The 14,343-nt window shown below is 61.7% G+C and carries 15 protein-coding genes; 6 read left to right on the top strand and 9 right to left on the bottom strand.

The genetic code is table 11. The features are described from left to right. Nucleotides 1-73: 73 nt before the first annotated feature. Nucleotides 74-1,201, top strand: coding sequence for a sensor histidine kinase (locus tag R1A29_RS02450; protein ID WP_438300549.1), 1,128 nt, complete (start codon nt 74-76; stop codon nt 1,199-1,201). Between the two features lie 5 nt (nt 1,202-1,206). Here R1A29_RS02450 and R1A29_RS02445 read toward each other — a convergent pair whose 3' ends face one another. Next, nucleotides 1,207-1,512, bottom strand: coding sequence for a chaperone modulator CbpM (locus tag R1A29_RS02445; RefSeq protein ID WP_085711194.1), 306 nt, complete (start codon nt 1,510-1,512; stop codon nt 1,207-1,209). 23 nt (nt 1,513-1,535) lie between these two features. Beyond that, nucleotides 1,536-2,486 (bottom strand): DnaJ C-terminal domain-containing protein, encoded by a 951-nt coding sequence (locus R1A29_RS02440; RefSeq protein ID WP_248738498.1) that lies wholly within the window; start codon nt 2,484-2,486, stop codon nt 1,536-1,538. 292 nt (nt 2,487-2,778) lie between these two features. On the opposite strand from R1A29_RS02440, the gene R1A29_RS02435 reads away from it, so the two are divergent. Continuing rightward, nucleotides 2,779-4,047 (top strand): Hsp70 family protein, encoded by a 1,269-nt coding sequence (locus R1A29_RS02435; RefSeq protein WP_438300548.1) that lies wholly within the window; start codon nt 2,779-2,781, stop codon nt 4,045-4,047. A gap of 108 nt (nt 4,048-4,155) precedes the next feature. On the opposite strand, the gene R1A29_RS02430 is transcribed toward R1A29_RS02435, so the two are convergent. From R1A29_RS02430 to R1A29_RS02420, 3 genes are all read right to left on the bottom strand, one after another. Beyond that, nucleotides 4,156-5,169: an AI-2E family transporter gene (locus R1A29_RS02430; protein ID WP_085711192.1), complete on the bottom strand. Its 1,014-nt coding sequence runs from the start codon at nt 5,167-5,169 to the stop codon at nt 4,156-4,158. Nucleotides 5,170-5,489: 320 nt separating this feature from the next. Further along, nucleotides 5,490-5,795 carry a PsiF family protein gene (locus R1A29_RS02425; protein WP_065258819.1) on the bottom strand — a complete coding sequence of 102 codons (306 nt, stop codon included), beginning with the start codon at nt 5,793-5,795 and terminating at the stop codon, nt 5,490-5,492. Between the two features lie 63 nt (nt 5,796-5,858). Continuing rightward, nucleotides 5,859-6,653 (bottom strand): AraC family transcriptional regulator, encoded by a 795-nt coding sequence (locus R1A29_RS02420; RefSeq protein ID WP_085711295.1) that lies wholly within the window; start codon nt 6,651-6,653, stop codon nt 5,859-5,861. Nucleotides 6,654-6,751: 98 nt separating this feature from the next. Between R1A29_RS02420 and R1A29_RS02415 the strand changes: the two genes are divergently transcribed. Then, nucleotides 6,752-7,645, top strand: coding sequence for a DMT family transporter (locus tag R1A29_RS02415; protein WP_438300547.1), 894 nt, complete (start codon nt 6,752-6,754; stop codon nt 7,643-7,645). Here the strand turns inward: R1A29_RS02415 and R1A29_RS02410 are convergent. The 3 genes from R1A29_RS02410 to R1A29_RS02400 form a co-directional block, all read right to left on the bottom strand. Further along, nucleotides 7,642-8,532, bottom strand: a complete 891-nt coding sequence (locus tag R1A29_RS02410; RefSeq protein WP_438300546.1) for an esterase/lipase family protein — start codon at nt 8,530-8,532, stop codon at nt 7,642-7,644. The genes R1A29_RS02415 and R1A29_RS02410 overlap by 4 nt on opposite strands. A 91-nt stretch (nt 8,533-8,623) precedes the next feature. Continuing rightward, nucleotides 8,624-8,929, bottom strand: a complete 306-nt coding sequence (locus R1A29_RS02405) for a DMT family transporter (protein ID WP_438300545.1) — start codon at nt 8,927-8,929, stop codon at nt 8,624-8,626. Continuing rightward, entirely contained in the window at nt 8,930-9,568 is a 639-nt protein-coding gene (locus R1A29_RS02400; RefSeq protein ID WP_438300544.1) for an FMN-dependent NADH-azoreductase, read from the bottom strand. Nucleotides 9,569-9,687: 119 nt separating this feature from the next. On the opposite strand from R1A29_RS02400, the gene R1A29_RS02395 reads away from it, so the two are divergent. Then, nucleotides 9,688-10,605 (top strand): LysR substrate-binding domain-containing protein, encoded by a 918-nt coding sequence (locus tag R1A29_RS02395; protein ID WP_438300543.1) that lies wholly within the window; start codon nt 9,688-9,690, stop codon nt 10,603-10,605. A 91-nt stretch (nt 10,606-10,696) separates the two neighbouring features. After that, entirely contained in the window at nt 10,697-11,227 is a 531-nt protein-coding gene (locus R1A29_RS02390; RefSeq protein ID WP_085711185.1) for a ferritin-like domain-containing protein, read from the top strand. A 101-nt stretch (nt 11,228-11,328) separates the two neighbouring features. Here the strand turns inward: R1A29_RS02390 and R1A29_RS02385 are convergent, their stop codons facing one another. Then, nucleotides 11,329-13,404: an AsmA family protein gene (locus R1A29_RS02385; RefSeq protein WP_085711184.1), complete on the bottom strand. Its 2,076-nt coding sequence runs from the start codon at nt 13,402-13,404 to the stop codon at nt 11,329-11,331. A gap of 375 nt (nt 13,405-13,779) precedes the next feature. Between R1A29_RS02385 and R1A29_RS02380 the strand changes: the two genes are divergently transcribed. Next, a complete protein-coding gene (locus tag R1A29_RS02380; protein WP_438300542.1) occupies nt 13,780-14,286 on the top strand; it encodes a hypothetical protein in 507 nt (168 codons plus the stop codon). The last annotated feature ends 57 nt before the right edge of the window (nt 14,287-14,343 follow it).

The raw sequence follows: 14,343 nt of genomic DNA, 5'->3' as shown, positions 1-14,343 counted from the left end.
CGGCGGCGCTTTCATTCCCGCACAAAGGGGCTAATATTCGAACGCCCCGCCTTGAATTTCCAGGAACCCGGACATGCGATTATCCGAATTCATCCGGCAACACGCGGATCACATCGTCGAGGAATGGGAACAGTTCGCCAGGACCATCACTCCGGCGGCCGACACCCTGGACCAGGCGGCGCTGCGCGACCATGCCCGGGCGATTCTGCTGGCCGCCGCTCGCGATATGGACACCGCCCAGACCGCAAGCGAGCAGATGGCCAAGGCCAAGGGCGAAGGCCCGGAGAAAACCCCGAGCCTGGACGAGGCCGGCGCCAGCCACGGTGAGCTGCGCCATACCGTAGGCTTCGACCTGGTGCAAATGACTTCGGAATTCCGCCACCTGCGCGCCTGCGTGATCCGCCTGTGGGTCGGCACGTTGCAGTCGCCGGACATGGCGTACTTCCAGGACATGATCCGTTTCAACGAAGCCATCGATGAAGCCCTGGCCGAATCCACGGCGGCCTACGCCGAACAGGTGAATCGTTCGCGCGACATCTTCCTCGCGATCCTCGGCCACGACCTGCGCGCACCGCTGCAAGCGGTCAGCATGTCGACCGAGCTGCTGATGGGTAAAACCACTCTGGAAGGCGATGCGCTGACCTGCGCATTGAATATCAAACACGGCGCGCGGCACATGGCGGCCATGGTCAGCGATCTGCTGGAACTGGTACGCAGCCGCTTGGGCAAGAGCCTGCCCATCGAACCGGCGCCGATGGATCTGGCCGACACGGTGCGGGCGGCCATCGCCGAAGCCTGCGCCGGCAATCCCGAATGCGATCCGACCCTGAAGATCGACGGCGATACCCGAGGTGTCTGGGATGCCGGACGGCTGGATCAGCTGCTGCAGAATCTGATCGGCAACGCCCTGCAACATGGTTCGAATCCGCGGGAATTGATCGTGACCCTGCGCGGCGAGAACGACGCAGTGCATTTGTCGGTGCACAACTATGGCGAGCCGATCCCGGATGAAGCCATCGGCACGATTTTCGATCCGCTGGTACGCAGCGCCGATGAAGAGCTTGGCCAACCATCGACCAGCCTCGGTCTGGGCCTGTTCATCGTCAAGGAAGTGGTGACCGCCCACGGCGGGACGATCGAAGTCAGCTCAAGCGAAACCGAAGGGACGCTGTTCAGCGTGATGCTGCCAAGAAAGACCTGAAGCGGTCACTCGACCACCAGCCGCCCCAACCGCTGACGCAACATGCGGTTCTCGGCCCGCAGCTCCTTCACCTCTTCCAGCAGGTCCAGCGCCAGGGCGACGCCTTCCCACTCCAGCTCCAGGTCGCGCCGCAGCTTGGCGGCGCGTTTGGCCAGGGCCAGTTCGTAGTCGGTGAAACGCCATTCCCGGGGCTGCGCGCCCTGAGGTTCGAGGATGCCGTGTTCGACGATTTCGATCACGTAGACGTCCGACAGATCGGCCGCCTCACAGAATTCTGCCATGTCCAGTTGAACGATCAGGGGGCTGCTCATGATGGGCTACTCCGTCGTCAGTATCAGAAGTTCTCTCGCGGATTGAAGGCGGCTTTCTTCGCCAGTTCCTGCCACAGCGCCTTGACGTCATCGCCGGCGGCCTTTGGCATCACGGCCTTGAGCTGGACGAACAGGTAACCGCGTTCGCCGGCCTTGTTCTGCAGACCGTGGCCCTTGGCGCGCATGCGTTGGCCGTTCTGGCTGCCGGCCGGCACCTTGAGGTTGATCTTGCCGGTCAGGGTCGGCACCGCCACTTCGGTGCCCAGCGCCAGTTCCCACGGTGCCAGCGGCAAGGTGATGATCAGGTTTTCGCCTTCGACGTCGAATTTCGGGTGCGGCGCGAAACGAATCGTCAGGTACAGATCGCCATTGGCACCGCCACCGATGCCCGGTGCGCCCTGGCCCTTGAGGCGGATGCGCTCGCCATCGGTCACGCCCGCCGGGATCTTCACGTTCAGGCTCTTGCTGGTGTTGCTGACGTGCTGGCCGCTGGCGTTGTATTGCGGCACCTGGAAGCTGATCTTTTTCGATTCGTTCGACAGGGTTTCTTCCAGGAAAATCGGCAGTTCCAGTTCCACGTCTTGCCCTCGGCGCCCGGCGCTGCGGGATTGCCGGCCAGCGCCGCCACCGAAACCGGGGCCGCGATTGCCAAAGATCGAACTGAAGAAGTCCGAGAAATCACCCGTTTCGCCACCACCGCCACCGAAGCCGCCACGGCTCTGCCAGCCCGGCGGGCCCTGGAACGGCTGACCGTGCTGGCCGTAGCGACGCAGGTCGTCGTATTCGGCGCGCTTGTCGGCGCTTTTCAGCGCTTCATAGGCTTCCGAGGCGTCCTTGAACTTGGCCTCGGCGTCTTTTTCCTTGCTGACATCGGGGTGGTATTTGCGCGCCAGCTTGCGATAGGCAGCCTTGATTGCCTTGTCGTCAGCCGTCGGCTCCACGCCGAGTATCTTGTAATAGTCTTTGAAGTCCATCGAAGGAATCACCATCCGTTATCGATTTCGCGCCGTTGCCAGCATGCGCCGATTCGCGCAAGGCCGGTTGACCGATCTCAAGGTTGTGACCGGGTGGCGCAGCAGAAGTTTATCGGCAGTGGACGGCGGTTCTTGCGACCGCCGGTGTGTCTGCCGGCCCATGCCAGCAAGTTTGGGGCAAAGCGCCGACTTTCAAGCAAGCTTAGACGCGAAATAGCGGATGACCGGCCTTCGAATCTGTCGCGCACTGACATACACTGCGCGGCCGTTTTTTTGACCGGAACCGAAAGACATGAAAGACGCCTCTCCAGCCCGTGCCTGCGGCATCGACTTTGGCACGTCCAACTCCACCGTCGGCTGGCTGCGCCCCGGCATGGAAACGATGATCGCGCTGGAAGACGACAAGATCACCCTGCCGTCGGTGGTCTTCTTCAACATCGAGGAGCGCCGCCCGGTTTACGGTCGCCTGGCGCTGCACGAGTACCTGGAAGGCTACGAAGGCCGACTGATGCGCTCGCTCAAGAGCCTGCTCGGTTCCAAGCTGATCAAGCACGACACCAGCGTCCTCGGCACCGCGATGCCGTTCAAGGACCTGCTGGGGCTGTTCATCGGCCAGCTCAAGAGCCGTGCCGAATCCGCCGCCGGCCGTGAGTTCGAGCAGGTGGTGCTGGGCCGTCCGGTGTTCTTCGTCGACGACGATCCGCTGGCCGACCAGGAAGCCGAAGACACCTTGGTGGAAGTGGCGCGCAAGCTCGGTTTCAAAGACGTGTCGTTCCAGTACGAGCCGATCGCTGCGGCCTTCGACTACGAGTCGACCATCGAAAAGGAAGAGCTGGTACTGATCGTCGACATCGGCGGTGGTACGTCGGACTTCTCGCTGGTGCGCCTGTCGCCCGAGCGTCGGGGCATGGATAACCGTCACGACGACATCCTCGCCACCGGCGGCGTGCACATCGGCGGGACCGACTTCGACAAACAGTTGAGCCTGCAAGGCCTGATGCCGCTGTTCGGCTACGGCAGCCGCATGAAGAGCGGCGCGCTCATGCCGACCAGCCACCACATGAACCTGGCGACCTGGCACACCATCAACTCGGTGTATTCGCAGAAATCCACCCTGGCCCTGGGCAGCATGCGTTACGACATCGAGGACACCGGCGGCATCGACCGTCTGTTCAAGCTGATCGAACAGCGCGCCGGGCACTGGCTGGCGATGGAAGTGGAAGAAACCAAGATCCACCTGACCCACAACGACAGCCGCCACGTGCCGCTGGACCGGATCGAATCCGGGCTGAACGTCGAGTTGACCCGCGCCCTGTTCGAATCGGCCATCGATGCGCAGCTTGAGCGGGTACGCGGCAGCGTCACGCAATTGCTGGCGGACGCCAATGTGGCGGTGGGTCAGGTCGATACGGTGTTCTTCACCGGCGGTTCCAGCGGCATCCCGGCGCTGCGCAACAGCGTCTCGGCCATGCTGCCGAATGCGCGGCATGTGGAAGGGAACATCTTTGGCAGCATTGGCAGCGGTCTGGCAATTGAAGCCATGAAACGCTACGGCGTTTAACGGCAGCCTCAAGTTGCAAGCTTCAAGCTACAAGTAAAAGCAAAGGCAAGAGCGGCCACCGCTCTTGCCTTTTTCTTGCAGCTCGCCGCTCGAAACTCGCAGCTGCTTTTAAACCATCCCGCCCAGCTTCAACTCACTCTTCAGATACGCGTAATAAATCGGTCCCGCCACCACCCCAGGCAGGCCGAACGCGGCCTCGAACACCAGCATCGCCAGCAGCAACTCCCAGGACTTGGCACTGATCTGCCCGCCGACGATGCGTGCGTTGAGGAAGTATTCGAGCTTGTGGATAAAGATCAGGTAGCCCAGCGCGGCAACCGCCACCCAGATCGACAGCGACAGGCCGACGATGGTGATCAGCGTGTTCGACATCAGATTGCCGATCACCGGCAACAGCCCGAGCAGGAACGTCAGCACGATCAGGGTCTTGGTCAGCGGCAGCTTGATCCCGAATAGCGGCAGGATCACCGCCAGGAAGATCCCGGTGAAGAAGGTGTTGAGCAGGGAAATCTTGATCTGCGCGAAGACAATGTTGCGGAACGCCTGAACCAGCAGGTGCAGACGGTCGAACAGTGCCGCCGCCAGCGGCTTGCGCTTGGTGACATCCGGCACGCGCTGCAGGGCGATGATTGCGCCGAGCACCATACCGATCAGCAGGGTCACGAACATGTGCGCCGCGTCCTTGCCCACCAGTTGCAGCTCGGACAGATGCTTGCTCGCCCATTCACCGATGGCCACACGGAATTCGGCGGCGCTGGCGGGCAGATAGCTGTCGAGGAACGGCGGCAGTTGCCCGCGCGCACGGTCAACCACACCCATGAATTTGTCGAGGGAAGCTCCGGGATTTTCCGCCTCGTGCAGCAGGAAACTGATGGCCCCGGCAAAGATCAGCGCCAGCACACTCACCACCAGCGTGCCCAGCAATGCCACCGCCAGCCAGCGCGCGCGGCGGCCTTCGATCAGCCGTTGCAGTTGCGGAGTGAGCATGTTGACCAGCTCGAACACCAACAACCCGGCCAACAGACTGGGCAACAAGCGCAGCGGCAGTACCAGCAGCAAACCGCCGAAAATGATGATGCAACTGACCCAGAACACAACATGACGCTCAGAAAACGTTGGCATACAGCCTCAAAACGAACGGCGTAAAAGGATTGGCAGTCTGCCAGCGATCCTTGGGGAGCACTAGGGATATGCGGTGTTTGTGGGTTTGGGGCTTGGCTTGATAACCAGCCCTCACCCTAGCCCTCTCCCGGAGGGAGAGGGAACCAATTGCGGGATGCTCGGAAAATCCGGCGACCTGAAAGTACTGTATCGAATCCATAATCGACCGGATGTTTCAGGTCGAAGAATGTCTGGAGACAACGCGGTCAGTCCCCTCTCCCCCTGGGAGAGGGTTAGGGTGAGGGCCGGTTCTCAAGTCGAACCCATCCCGCCGAACCGCCTCATTTTTTCTTCAGGCAATCACTCATGAACGCCTTGCGCGCATCACCGGTCAGGGCTTTGGTCTTGGCATCGGCATTGCAGGTCTTCATCTTTTCCTGCTGCGGGGTCAGGGTCTTGGCGTCATTGGCCGCCGGCGCTGCCTTCAGGCAAGTACTCATGAAGGCCTTGCGCTCGTCGCCCTTGAGGCTCTTGGCCGTGGCGTCGGCGTTGCAGGTGGTCATCTTGTTCTGTTGCGCCGTGGCGGCGAAACCCTGGGAACACAGCAGCAGACCGATCATCAACAAAGGGACACGCAGCATCTTCATGGAGTTTTCTCCTTGTCGCCGCATCGATGGATACGGCCTCCGGCTGAGTGTAGTCAAAGCTTGTTACACCTTCCTGCTCTCCAGGTGACTGCGTCGGTATTGCTCCGGCGTGCACCCGGCCTGACGGGCGAACATGGCGATGAACGCCGAGCCGCTGCTGTAGCCGAGATCGAAGGCGATTTCCTGCACGCTGCGCGAACTCTCCAGTGCTTCGATCGCCGCGAGATAGCGCAAACGCTGGCGCCACTCGCCGAAACTCATCCCCAACTCACGCACGAATTGCCGGGCCAGGGTGCGCTCGCTGACATGCACCTGCGCCGCCCAGTGTGCCAGCGGCTCGTTGTTGCCGGGCTCGGCCTGCAGGGTTTCGAGGATGGTCAGCAGCCCGGGGCTGCTGGCGTACGGCAGATAACACTGATGAACCGGCGCCTGGCGCAGTTGATCCACCAGCACCTGGGCCAGACGCTGGTCGGCGTCGAACGCGGGGATCTTCACATCCCGGGCGGCGAAGTCCTTGAGGATGGCCTTGAGAATGTCACTGATCGCCAGGGTGCAAGCCTGCGCCGGCAAGTCCGCGCAGACCTCGGGCGCCAGGCACACCGCCCGATAATTCACCGGCTGATGGCTGTAGAAACTGTGCTCGACCTGCGGCGGCACCCACACCGCGTATTGCGGCGGCGACATGAAGCGGCTGCCGTCGACATCCATGTGCAGCACGCCGTGGGCCGCGTACTCCAGAGTGCCCCACGGGTGACGGTGCGGCGCGGCGTATTCGTGGGCGTTGAAGTCGGCATAGCGGAAATACACCGCCGACGGCAATTCGCTGAAATCCAGCAGATCGATGTGTTTACTGTTCATGCTGTCCGGAATCAGGGGCGGGTTGTCCGGTTCGCAGTATAGGCCTGCATCCAGACAGGGGATAATCACCGTTCATCAACGTACTGGTTTCTCTTCCCATGCAATACGCGTTTCCCCTGCTGGCGATTTTCATCTGGGCCGGCAACACCGTGATCAACAAGCTGGCTGTCGGCGCGATCTTCCCTGCCGAGATCGGCTTCTACCGCTGGCTGCTCGCCGGCCTGCTGTTCACCCCGTTCATGCTCAAAAAGGTGATTGCACACTGGCCGCAAATCCGCCCGAACCTGGGCAAGATCTTCATCCTCGGCGTGCTGGGCATGGCGGTCTATCAGAGCCTGGCCTACTTCGCCGCGACCCTGACCAGTGCCACCAACATGGGCATCATCCTGTCGTTAATGCCGCTGATGTCGCTGGCCATGGCAATCATCAGCCTCGGCCAGCGCCTGACCGCCGGCGCGCTGGTCGGTGCGGTGCTGTCATTCGCCGGGGTGCTGGTGGTGGTGTCGTCCGGCAGCCTCGGCGCGCTGCTGCAACACGGGGTGAATCTGGGTGACGCGATGATGCTGATCGCCACCCTCGCCTACGCGATCTACAGCACCCTGCTGAAAAAATGGCAGCTGCGCCTGCCGCCGCTGGTGTTGCTGTACCTGCAGGTGCTGGTGGCGGTGGTGGTGCTTTTCCCGCTGTACGCCATGTCGCCGAAGACAGGCCTGACCCTGCAGAACATTCCGCTGGTGCTGTACGCGTGCCTGCTGGCCTCGATGCTCGCGCCGCTGGCGTGGATGCAGGCCGTGCAGCGTCTGGGGCCGAGCCGGACCACGCTGTTCTTCAACCTGCTGCCGCTGATCACCGCGCTGATTGCCGCGGTGGTGCTGAAGGAACAACTGGCGATGTATCACCTGGTCGGTGGCTTGCTGACGCTGGGCGGGGTGATTCTTTCCGAGCGCTGGACCACCGTCCTCGGCCGCTCCCGCACTCCGAGCGCGGCCTAAATTCCGGCGGCTTTCAACCGCGCCGCATGCTCGACGAACAGCCGCACCGGATCTGCCCCTTTGCCGACCAGTCCCAGTGACTGGTTGACGATGTCGAAGTGATCCATCGGGTAGTCATCGCCGATGACCGTACCGAGGTGCGAGCTGAAGCGTCCGACCATGCCGTCGCACTGCCCCGGCTCGCGCACGAAGGTTTTGGCGAACAACCGACAGCTGCGGTTGGTGCCGTCGAACAGGTTGCCGCCACGGTCGGTCTTGCCCGGCTGCAAGGTGCCGGACCACGAGTAATAACGCACCCCGTTGACCTCCTCCGGCCCCTGCCCACCCCACGTTTCCGGCAAGCCCTGTGGATAACGCTGGTTGAACAGCGCCACGCCTTCAGTGGTCAGGGAGTTGTGCGAGGCGTGGATATCCACCGGCAGTTTCGGTCCGTGGTAACCGGTTTCCAGCAGCGCCATCAACCAGCCGACAAACCGCAACAGCGCCTCGAGGATACGACCCCGGGCGCTGTCCGCCGGATAGTGTTTCGCCAGATAGTCGGCCAGTTCCGAACCGTGATTGGGCCCGGCCACCGACGTCACCGACGCCACCAGATCCGGGCGCTTGGCCGCCGCGTAACGCGCCGTCAGCGAGCCTTGGCTATGGCCGAAGAGATTGACCTTGGCCGCGCCGGTCTCACGCAGGATTTCATCGATGCGCGTCAGCAACTGCTCGCCGCGCACTTCGGTGGAGTTGAGCGGCGACACCTGCACCGCAATCACCGTCGCACCACCCCGGCGCAACGCTTTGATGATCCCGTACCAGTACGGGTACAGCACCAGACGGATGAAACCGAGCATTCCCGGCACCAGCACCAGTGGATAACGTGTGGCCGATTCCTGCGACATGGGCAGACATCCCTGTGGTCGGTGGGTGGATGCATGACGTGCAAAACGCCCGCCAAGCATCCTCCTCGATGATGACAAGTCCACGACCAGCCTACTTCAGCCCCACCACCCCCGCCACAATCAGCCCTACCGACAACAATTTCACCAGCGTCAGGCTCTCGCCCAGCAGCGCGAAACCAAGAAACACCGTGCCGAGCGAGCCGATGGCGGTCCAGATCGGGTAGGCAATACTCACCGGCAGCTCGCGCATGGCCAGGGTCAGGAAATAAATCCCGCCGACCGCCGCGATCACGGTAATCAGCGACGGCCACAGCCGGGTGAAACCTTCGGTGTATTTCATGCCCATGGCGAAGGTGACCTCGAACCCGGCGGCGATCAGCAGAAACAGCCAGGCCACCTAGAACTCCCGGGCCAGGTCGAGCAAACGCTGCTCGGCCTCGGCCACCGACACCGCAAAGGTGCGTTCGGCGGATTCTTCGCCCTCGGCCGCGACCACCGTGACGTCGTTGATGCCGATGAACCCCAGCGCCGTGCGCAACCACGGATCAGCGTGGTTCAGCGCCTCCAGCTCACCGCCCGGGCCGAAACCGAAACCGCCGCGCGTGGTGACGATCAGCGCCTTCTTGCCGCGCAACAGCGGCGTGTACTGGGCGACGCCGTTGTCCAGGGTGTGGTCGAAGGTCAGGCCCAGACGCACGATCTGATCGACCCAGGCCTTGAGGCCGCTGGGCACGTTGAAGTTGTACATCGGCGTGGAAATCAGCAGCAGGTCGTGATCGAACAACTCGCCCACCAGTTGATCGCTAAGGGCCAGATCGGCCTGCATCGACAGCGGCCGCGCTTCGGGCTCCGGGTAAAACGCTGCCGCGACAAACGCTTCATTCACGGCCGGAATCAACGCCCGTCCGACTTCACGACGAGTGACCTGAGCCTGTGGATGGCGGACTTGCCAGGCACTGAGAAAGCTTTCCGCCAGACGCCGTGAATGGGAACGTTCACCGCGAGGGCTGGCATGGATCGCAAGAATCTTGCTCATCTGAAACTCCTAGGGGCTAGACTTGAGTGACTGTGTGGCGCCAGATTGCAGGCATCACTTCTTCGCCTCAAATGAGCAAAAATCAGTCTGGATGAATTGATTTCATCCATGGAGTTTTCATGTTCGCTTCACTGCCGCTGACCGCCCTGCGCGCCTTTGAATCCGCCTCACGGCTATTGAGCTTCAAGGCGGCCGCCGAAGAACTGGCGGTGACGCCGACGGCGATTTCCCACCAGATCCGTTCGCTGGAAGACTGGCTCGGCGTGGCGCTGTTCGAACGCCTGCCACGTCAGGTGCGTCTGACCGAGGGCGGCGAGCGGCTGTTTCGCAGCCTGCACGGCGCATTGCTGGAAGTGGCACAAAGCGTCGACACCCTGCGCCCGCAACGCAGCGGCAGCAGCCTGACGCTGTCGACCACCGCCGCGTTCGCCGCGCTATGGCTGGTGCCGCGACTGGGGCGGTTTTATGCGAAACACCCGAACATCAATGTGCGGCTGGACACCCATTGCGAAGTGATCGACCTGCATCAGGACGCCAGCGTCGACCTGGTGTTGCGCTACAGCCTCGACGATTACCCGAACCTCTACGGACTGTGCCTGTTCGATGAATCGTTCGGCGTTTACGGCTCGCCGGAACAAGTGGCGCTGGCCTCTCGCCGCACGCCATCGCTGATCAGCGTGCACTGGCACAACTCGAAGCTGTACGCCCATGGCTGGGAAGCGTGGTGCGGCAAGTCCGGCGAGAACTGGATGAATCAGCATCCGGTGATCCGTGAATACGACGAAGAACACTACGCCCTGCAAGCCGCCATCGCCGGGCAAGGGCTGGTGCTGGCGAGCAATATTCTGGTGTCGGAGAGCGTCGCCAGCGGTTTGCTGGTGCCTTACAAGGCCGAGGTGCAGGTCGATGGCGCGGGCTACAGCGCACTGTGCGTGCCGGGGCGCGAGCGGCATCCGCCGGTGCGGGCGTTCTTCGCCTGGCTGCAGGAAGAGGCGCAACTGTCCGGACTGACGCCGAGATCCGCGAAAAATACATAAAACTTTTTGCAGCGCGCATCACTCACAACCTGGGTAGCGATCACGTCGGCAGAACGTGGCGCCAAATCGGATTAGCCTCCAGGAGACTGAAATGAGTGACCTGCATTTGTCTGATGTTCAAACCCTGCGCGAGCGCGCACGACAACACGTCGAAAACGGCGCGGTGACCGAAAGCTACAGCGCCAATCGAGAAGAAGTGCTGCGTCTGCTCAATGAATCGCTGGCCACGGAGCTGGTCTGCGTCTTGCGTTACAAGCGCCACTACTTCATGGCCAACGGCTTGAAGGCCAACGTCGCCGCCGATGAATTTCTCGAGCACGCCACTCAGGAAGCGGCTCACGCCGACCGCCTCGCCGAGCGCATCGTGCAACTAGGCGGCGAGCCCGAGTTCAACCCGGATCTGCTGTCGAAGATGTCCCACGCGCAATACGTGGCGGGCAAAACCCTGAAGGAAATGGTTTACGAAGACCTGGTGGCCGAACGGATCGCCATCGACAGCTATCGAGAAATCATCCAGTACATTGGCGAAAAGGATCCGACCACGCGCCGGATCTTCGAAGACATCCTGGCTCAGGAAGAAGAGCATGCCGATGACATGGCGGACATCCTGAAAGACCTCTGATTCTCCAGATCCAATCGCGGGCAAGCCCGCTCCCACAGGGCTTTCACTGAACCTGTGGGAGCGGGCTTGCCCGCGATAGCTTTCTGATAAACGCTAAAGCATCATTTGGTGGGTTTGACGGTTACTGGCGCCTTGCCCGCCTTCATCTGCTCCAGCAACGGCGCGCACTGGTTCGGCTCGCCACCACTCGGCGCCACCAGTGCCAGCAACCCCGCCGCCGGTGCGGCAATCACACCCAGCGCCACCATCCCGGCACCGCGCAGCATCAGCGGCACCGCTTTCACACCGGCATCCGGCTTGATGAACTTGCCACGCACATACAGCGGCGAGCGCAGGGAGATCAGACGCCAGCCCTTGGATTCCGGCGTCACGGTCAGGTCCAGTTGCTCGGTGGCCATGTTCGCGGTGCCGTCGATGTAGATGATCGCGTTCTCGGTATCGAACACGAACAGCCGCGTGGTCGCCAGGCCGGTCTTGATGTCGAAGTCCGCCGCCGCGCAGTTGATCTTCACTTCCTTGTCGCCAAAGACCTTGCCGACCACGTAGTTGCCGACGTTGAGCCCCGCCAGTTCCATCAACTCACGACTGATGGCGCCATCGTTGATCAACATCTTCAGGTTGCCGTTGGCGCCGCCCAGCAGCTTGGCCACCGAGTTGCCGCGACCGCTGATGTCGGCATCGCCGTTGAGCTCGCCGAAGCTGGTTTTCATCGGTTCGAAGGTCGGGAACAGCTGCTTGAGCTTGAACTTGCGCGCAGTCAGTTTCGCCCGGCCTTCCAGCGGTTCGGTGCGGCCATTGAGGCGGATCTGCGCATCGAGGTTGCCGCCGGCCACGCCGAAGCGCAGCGGTTCCAGGCTCAGTTCGCCGTCGTTGAGTTTGAGGTGGGTATAGAGGTCAGTGAACGGCAGCTTCTCACTGTGGACGATGCGTTTGCCGGTGAATTCGACGTCGGCGTCCATCGCCCGCCAACGATCGGTCTTGAACTCCTCCACCGGCAGAACCTTGTCCGCCGGTTGCTTGCTCTCGCCACCACGGGCCTTTTGCTTGTCGTTGGAATCCGCGCCAATCAGCGGCGCGAGGTCGGCAAACAGCAGTTGATTGGACAGCAACGCCCCGCTGAGTTTGGGCCGTGGCTGGCTGGCAACGTAGGCCAGGTCGCCGTGAATGTCGCTGCCGCCGATCTTGCCGTTGAACTGCTCGTAGCGGAACTGCGCGCCGTCCGGCTCATGCAGCTTGGCGATCAGATGACCGTCGGTGGAATACGGCGGTGTGTCCGGCAGGGTCACGCCGGTCAGCGGATAGAGATTGCCGAGGCTGGCGCCCGCCAGTTTCAGGCGCAGGTCGAGGGCGCCGAGGTTGAGCGGATCGGTCAGGGTGCCAGCGAGCTCGATGCTGGTGTCGCCGATTTTCGCCTGGGCCTGCAGCGGGAACGGTTTGGCCGCATCCTGCAGGGCCAGCAGGCCGCCGACCTTGCCTTGTCCGGTGAGTTTCTGACCGTGGTACTGGCCGGTGACTTTCAGTGCAAAAGCGTAATCCTGCGGCGCGCCGCCCTTTTCCAGCGCGGTTTTCGCCGCTTTGTCACCGACGATTTCGCTGAAGGGAATCGGTTTGCCCAGCGGATCGATCAGCAAATCGAGGTTGGTCTTTAGGGTCTGGTCATCCAGGGTGACGTGCCCCTTGTCGAAACCGATGGCGCCGATGTCCACCACCCAGTTCGACGGTTCCGCATTCGGGTCCTTGGGATCGAATTTGAACGTCCAGTTGGCGCGACCATCCGCCAGGCGCTGCAATTGGGCGTTGGGTTCGGTCAGGTCGATGCGCGGGATCGTCACCCGTTGCGCCAGCAAGGCCAGCGGCGAAATGCGCAACTCGACCTTTTTGAGGGTGACCATCTGCGGCTGCTTGGACCAGTCCGGGTTACCCAGGGTCAGGTCTTCGGCCACCACATGCGGCCAAGGCACCCAGGCGCGCCAGCCGCCCTCGTCCGGCTCGCGCTGCCAGACCACGGCGAGGTTGCCGTTGATGGCGAACGCTCGGTGCAATTCTTCCGAGACTTTGGCGTTGAGCGGCGGTTTGATCCGGTTCCAGTCGAAGAACACGATGATCAGGACCAGCACCGCCAGCAGCAGCACGAGGGTGGCGAAGGTCCAGGCGAAGATTTTACGGGTGCGCGTCATGCACAAAGCTCCTGAAAACGACTGCGGATCGACGCCGCTGATACAACGGGCCTTGCAAGGCCCTCATGAAGTCTACGACTGACAAACCGTCCGCAGGTTTAATCGAAAGCCCCATCGGGGCCAAAAAACGGTGGCCATTCTGACCGATCGGTCGAATCGGCGTTACCGGCCCCGCACTTTTGCGGGGCGCAAGTGGGTGGAAAATACCCACCGCAGTGCAAAACCGCCCGCCTGAAACGCCCGAGCTAGAGCCTCCCAAGCGAACAATCAATTCTGTTGATTATTACCATTGTGTTTATGAACTTTTATATCGACTTATCGAGAGTAGCATTGGCTTCGTACCCACTTTATCGCCCTCCCAAGGAGCAACCCATCATGAAACGCCAACTTCTGTTCAGTCTTACCCTCTCGATGCTGGCCAGCACCGCTTTCGCTCTGCCAGCTGCCGATCAGGCTACCCCGCAAGTGAAGTCCAGCCACTCGGTGTTCAGCCAGACTGTTGCCGCTGACGGTTCGGACCGCACTCCACAAGGCCAGACCCTGGCTGAAAACGGTCGTAACCGTCTGGAAGAAAAAGGTCTGGTTCAAGATGGCTATGACAAAACCCCTCAAGGTCAAACCTTAGCCGAAGGTGGCCGTGATCGTCTGGAAGAGAAAGGTCTGGTTCAGGACGGTTACGACAAGACTCCACAAGGTCAAACTCTGGCCTCCGATGGCTACGACAAGACCCCACAAGGTCAAACCCTCGCTTCCGACGGCTACGACAAGACCCCACAAGGTCAAACCCTGGCTGCCGATGGCTACGACAAAACCCCACAAGGTCAAACCCTGGCCGAAGGTGGTGGTGACCGCGTGATCGAACGCAACAGCGCTTTGAGCTAAGCCCGTGGCGGCCTGGAAAAAAAAGCCCAATCCCCGGATTGGGCTTTTGACTTTTCA

The sequence above is a fragment of the Pseudomonas sp. NMS19W genome (assembly GCF_051554255.1).
Classification (GTDB): Bacteria; Pseudomonadota; Gammaproteobacteria; order Pseudomonadales; family Pseudomonadaceae; genus Aquipseudomonas; species Aquipseudomonas kribbensis.
Note: the sequence above shows the minus strand (reverse complement) of the source record. Positions and strands in the feature narration are given on the sequence as shown.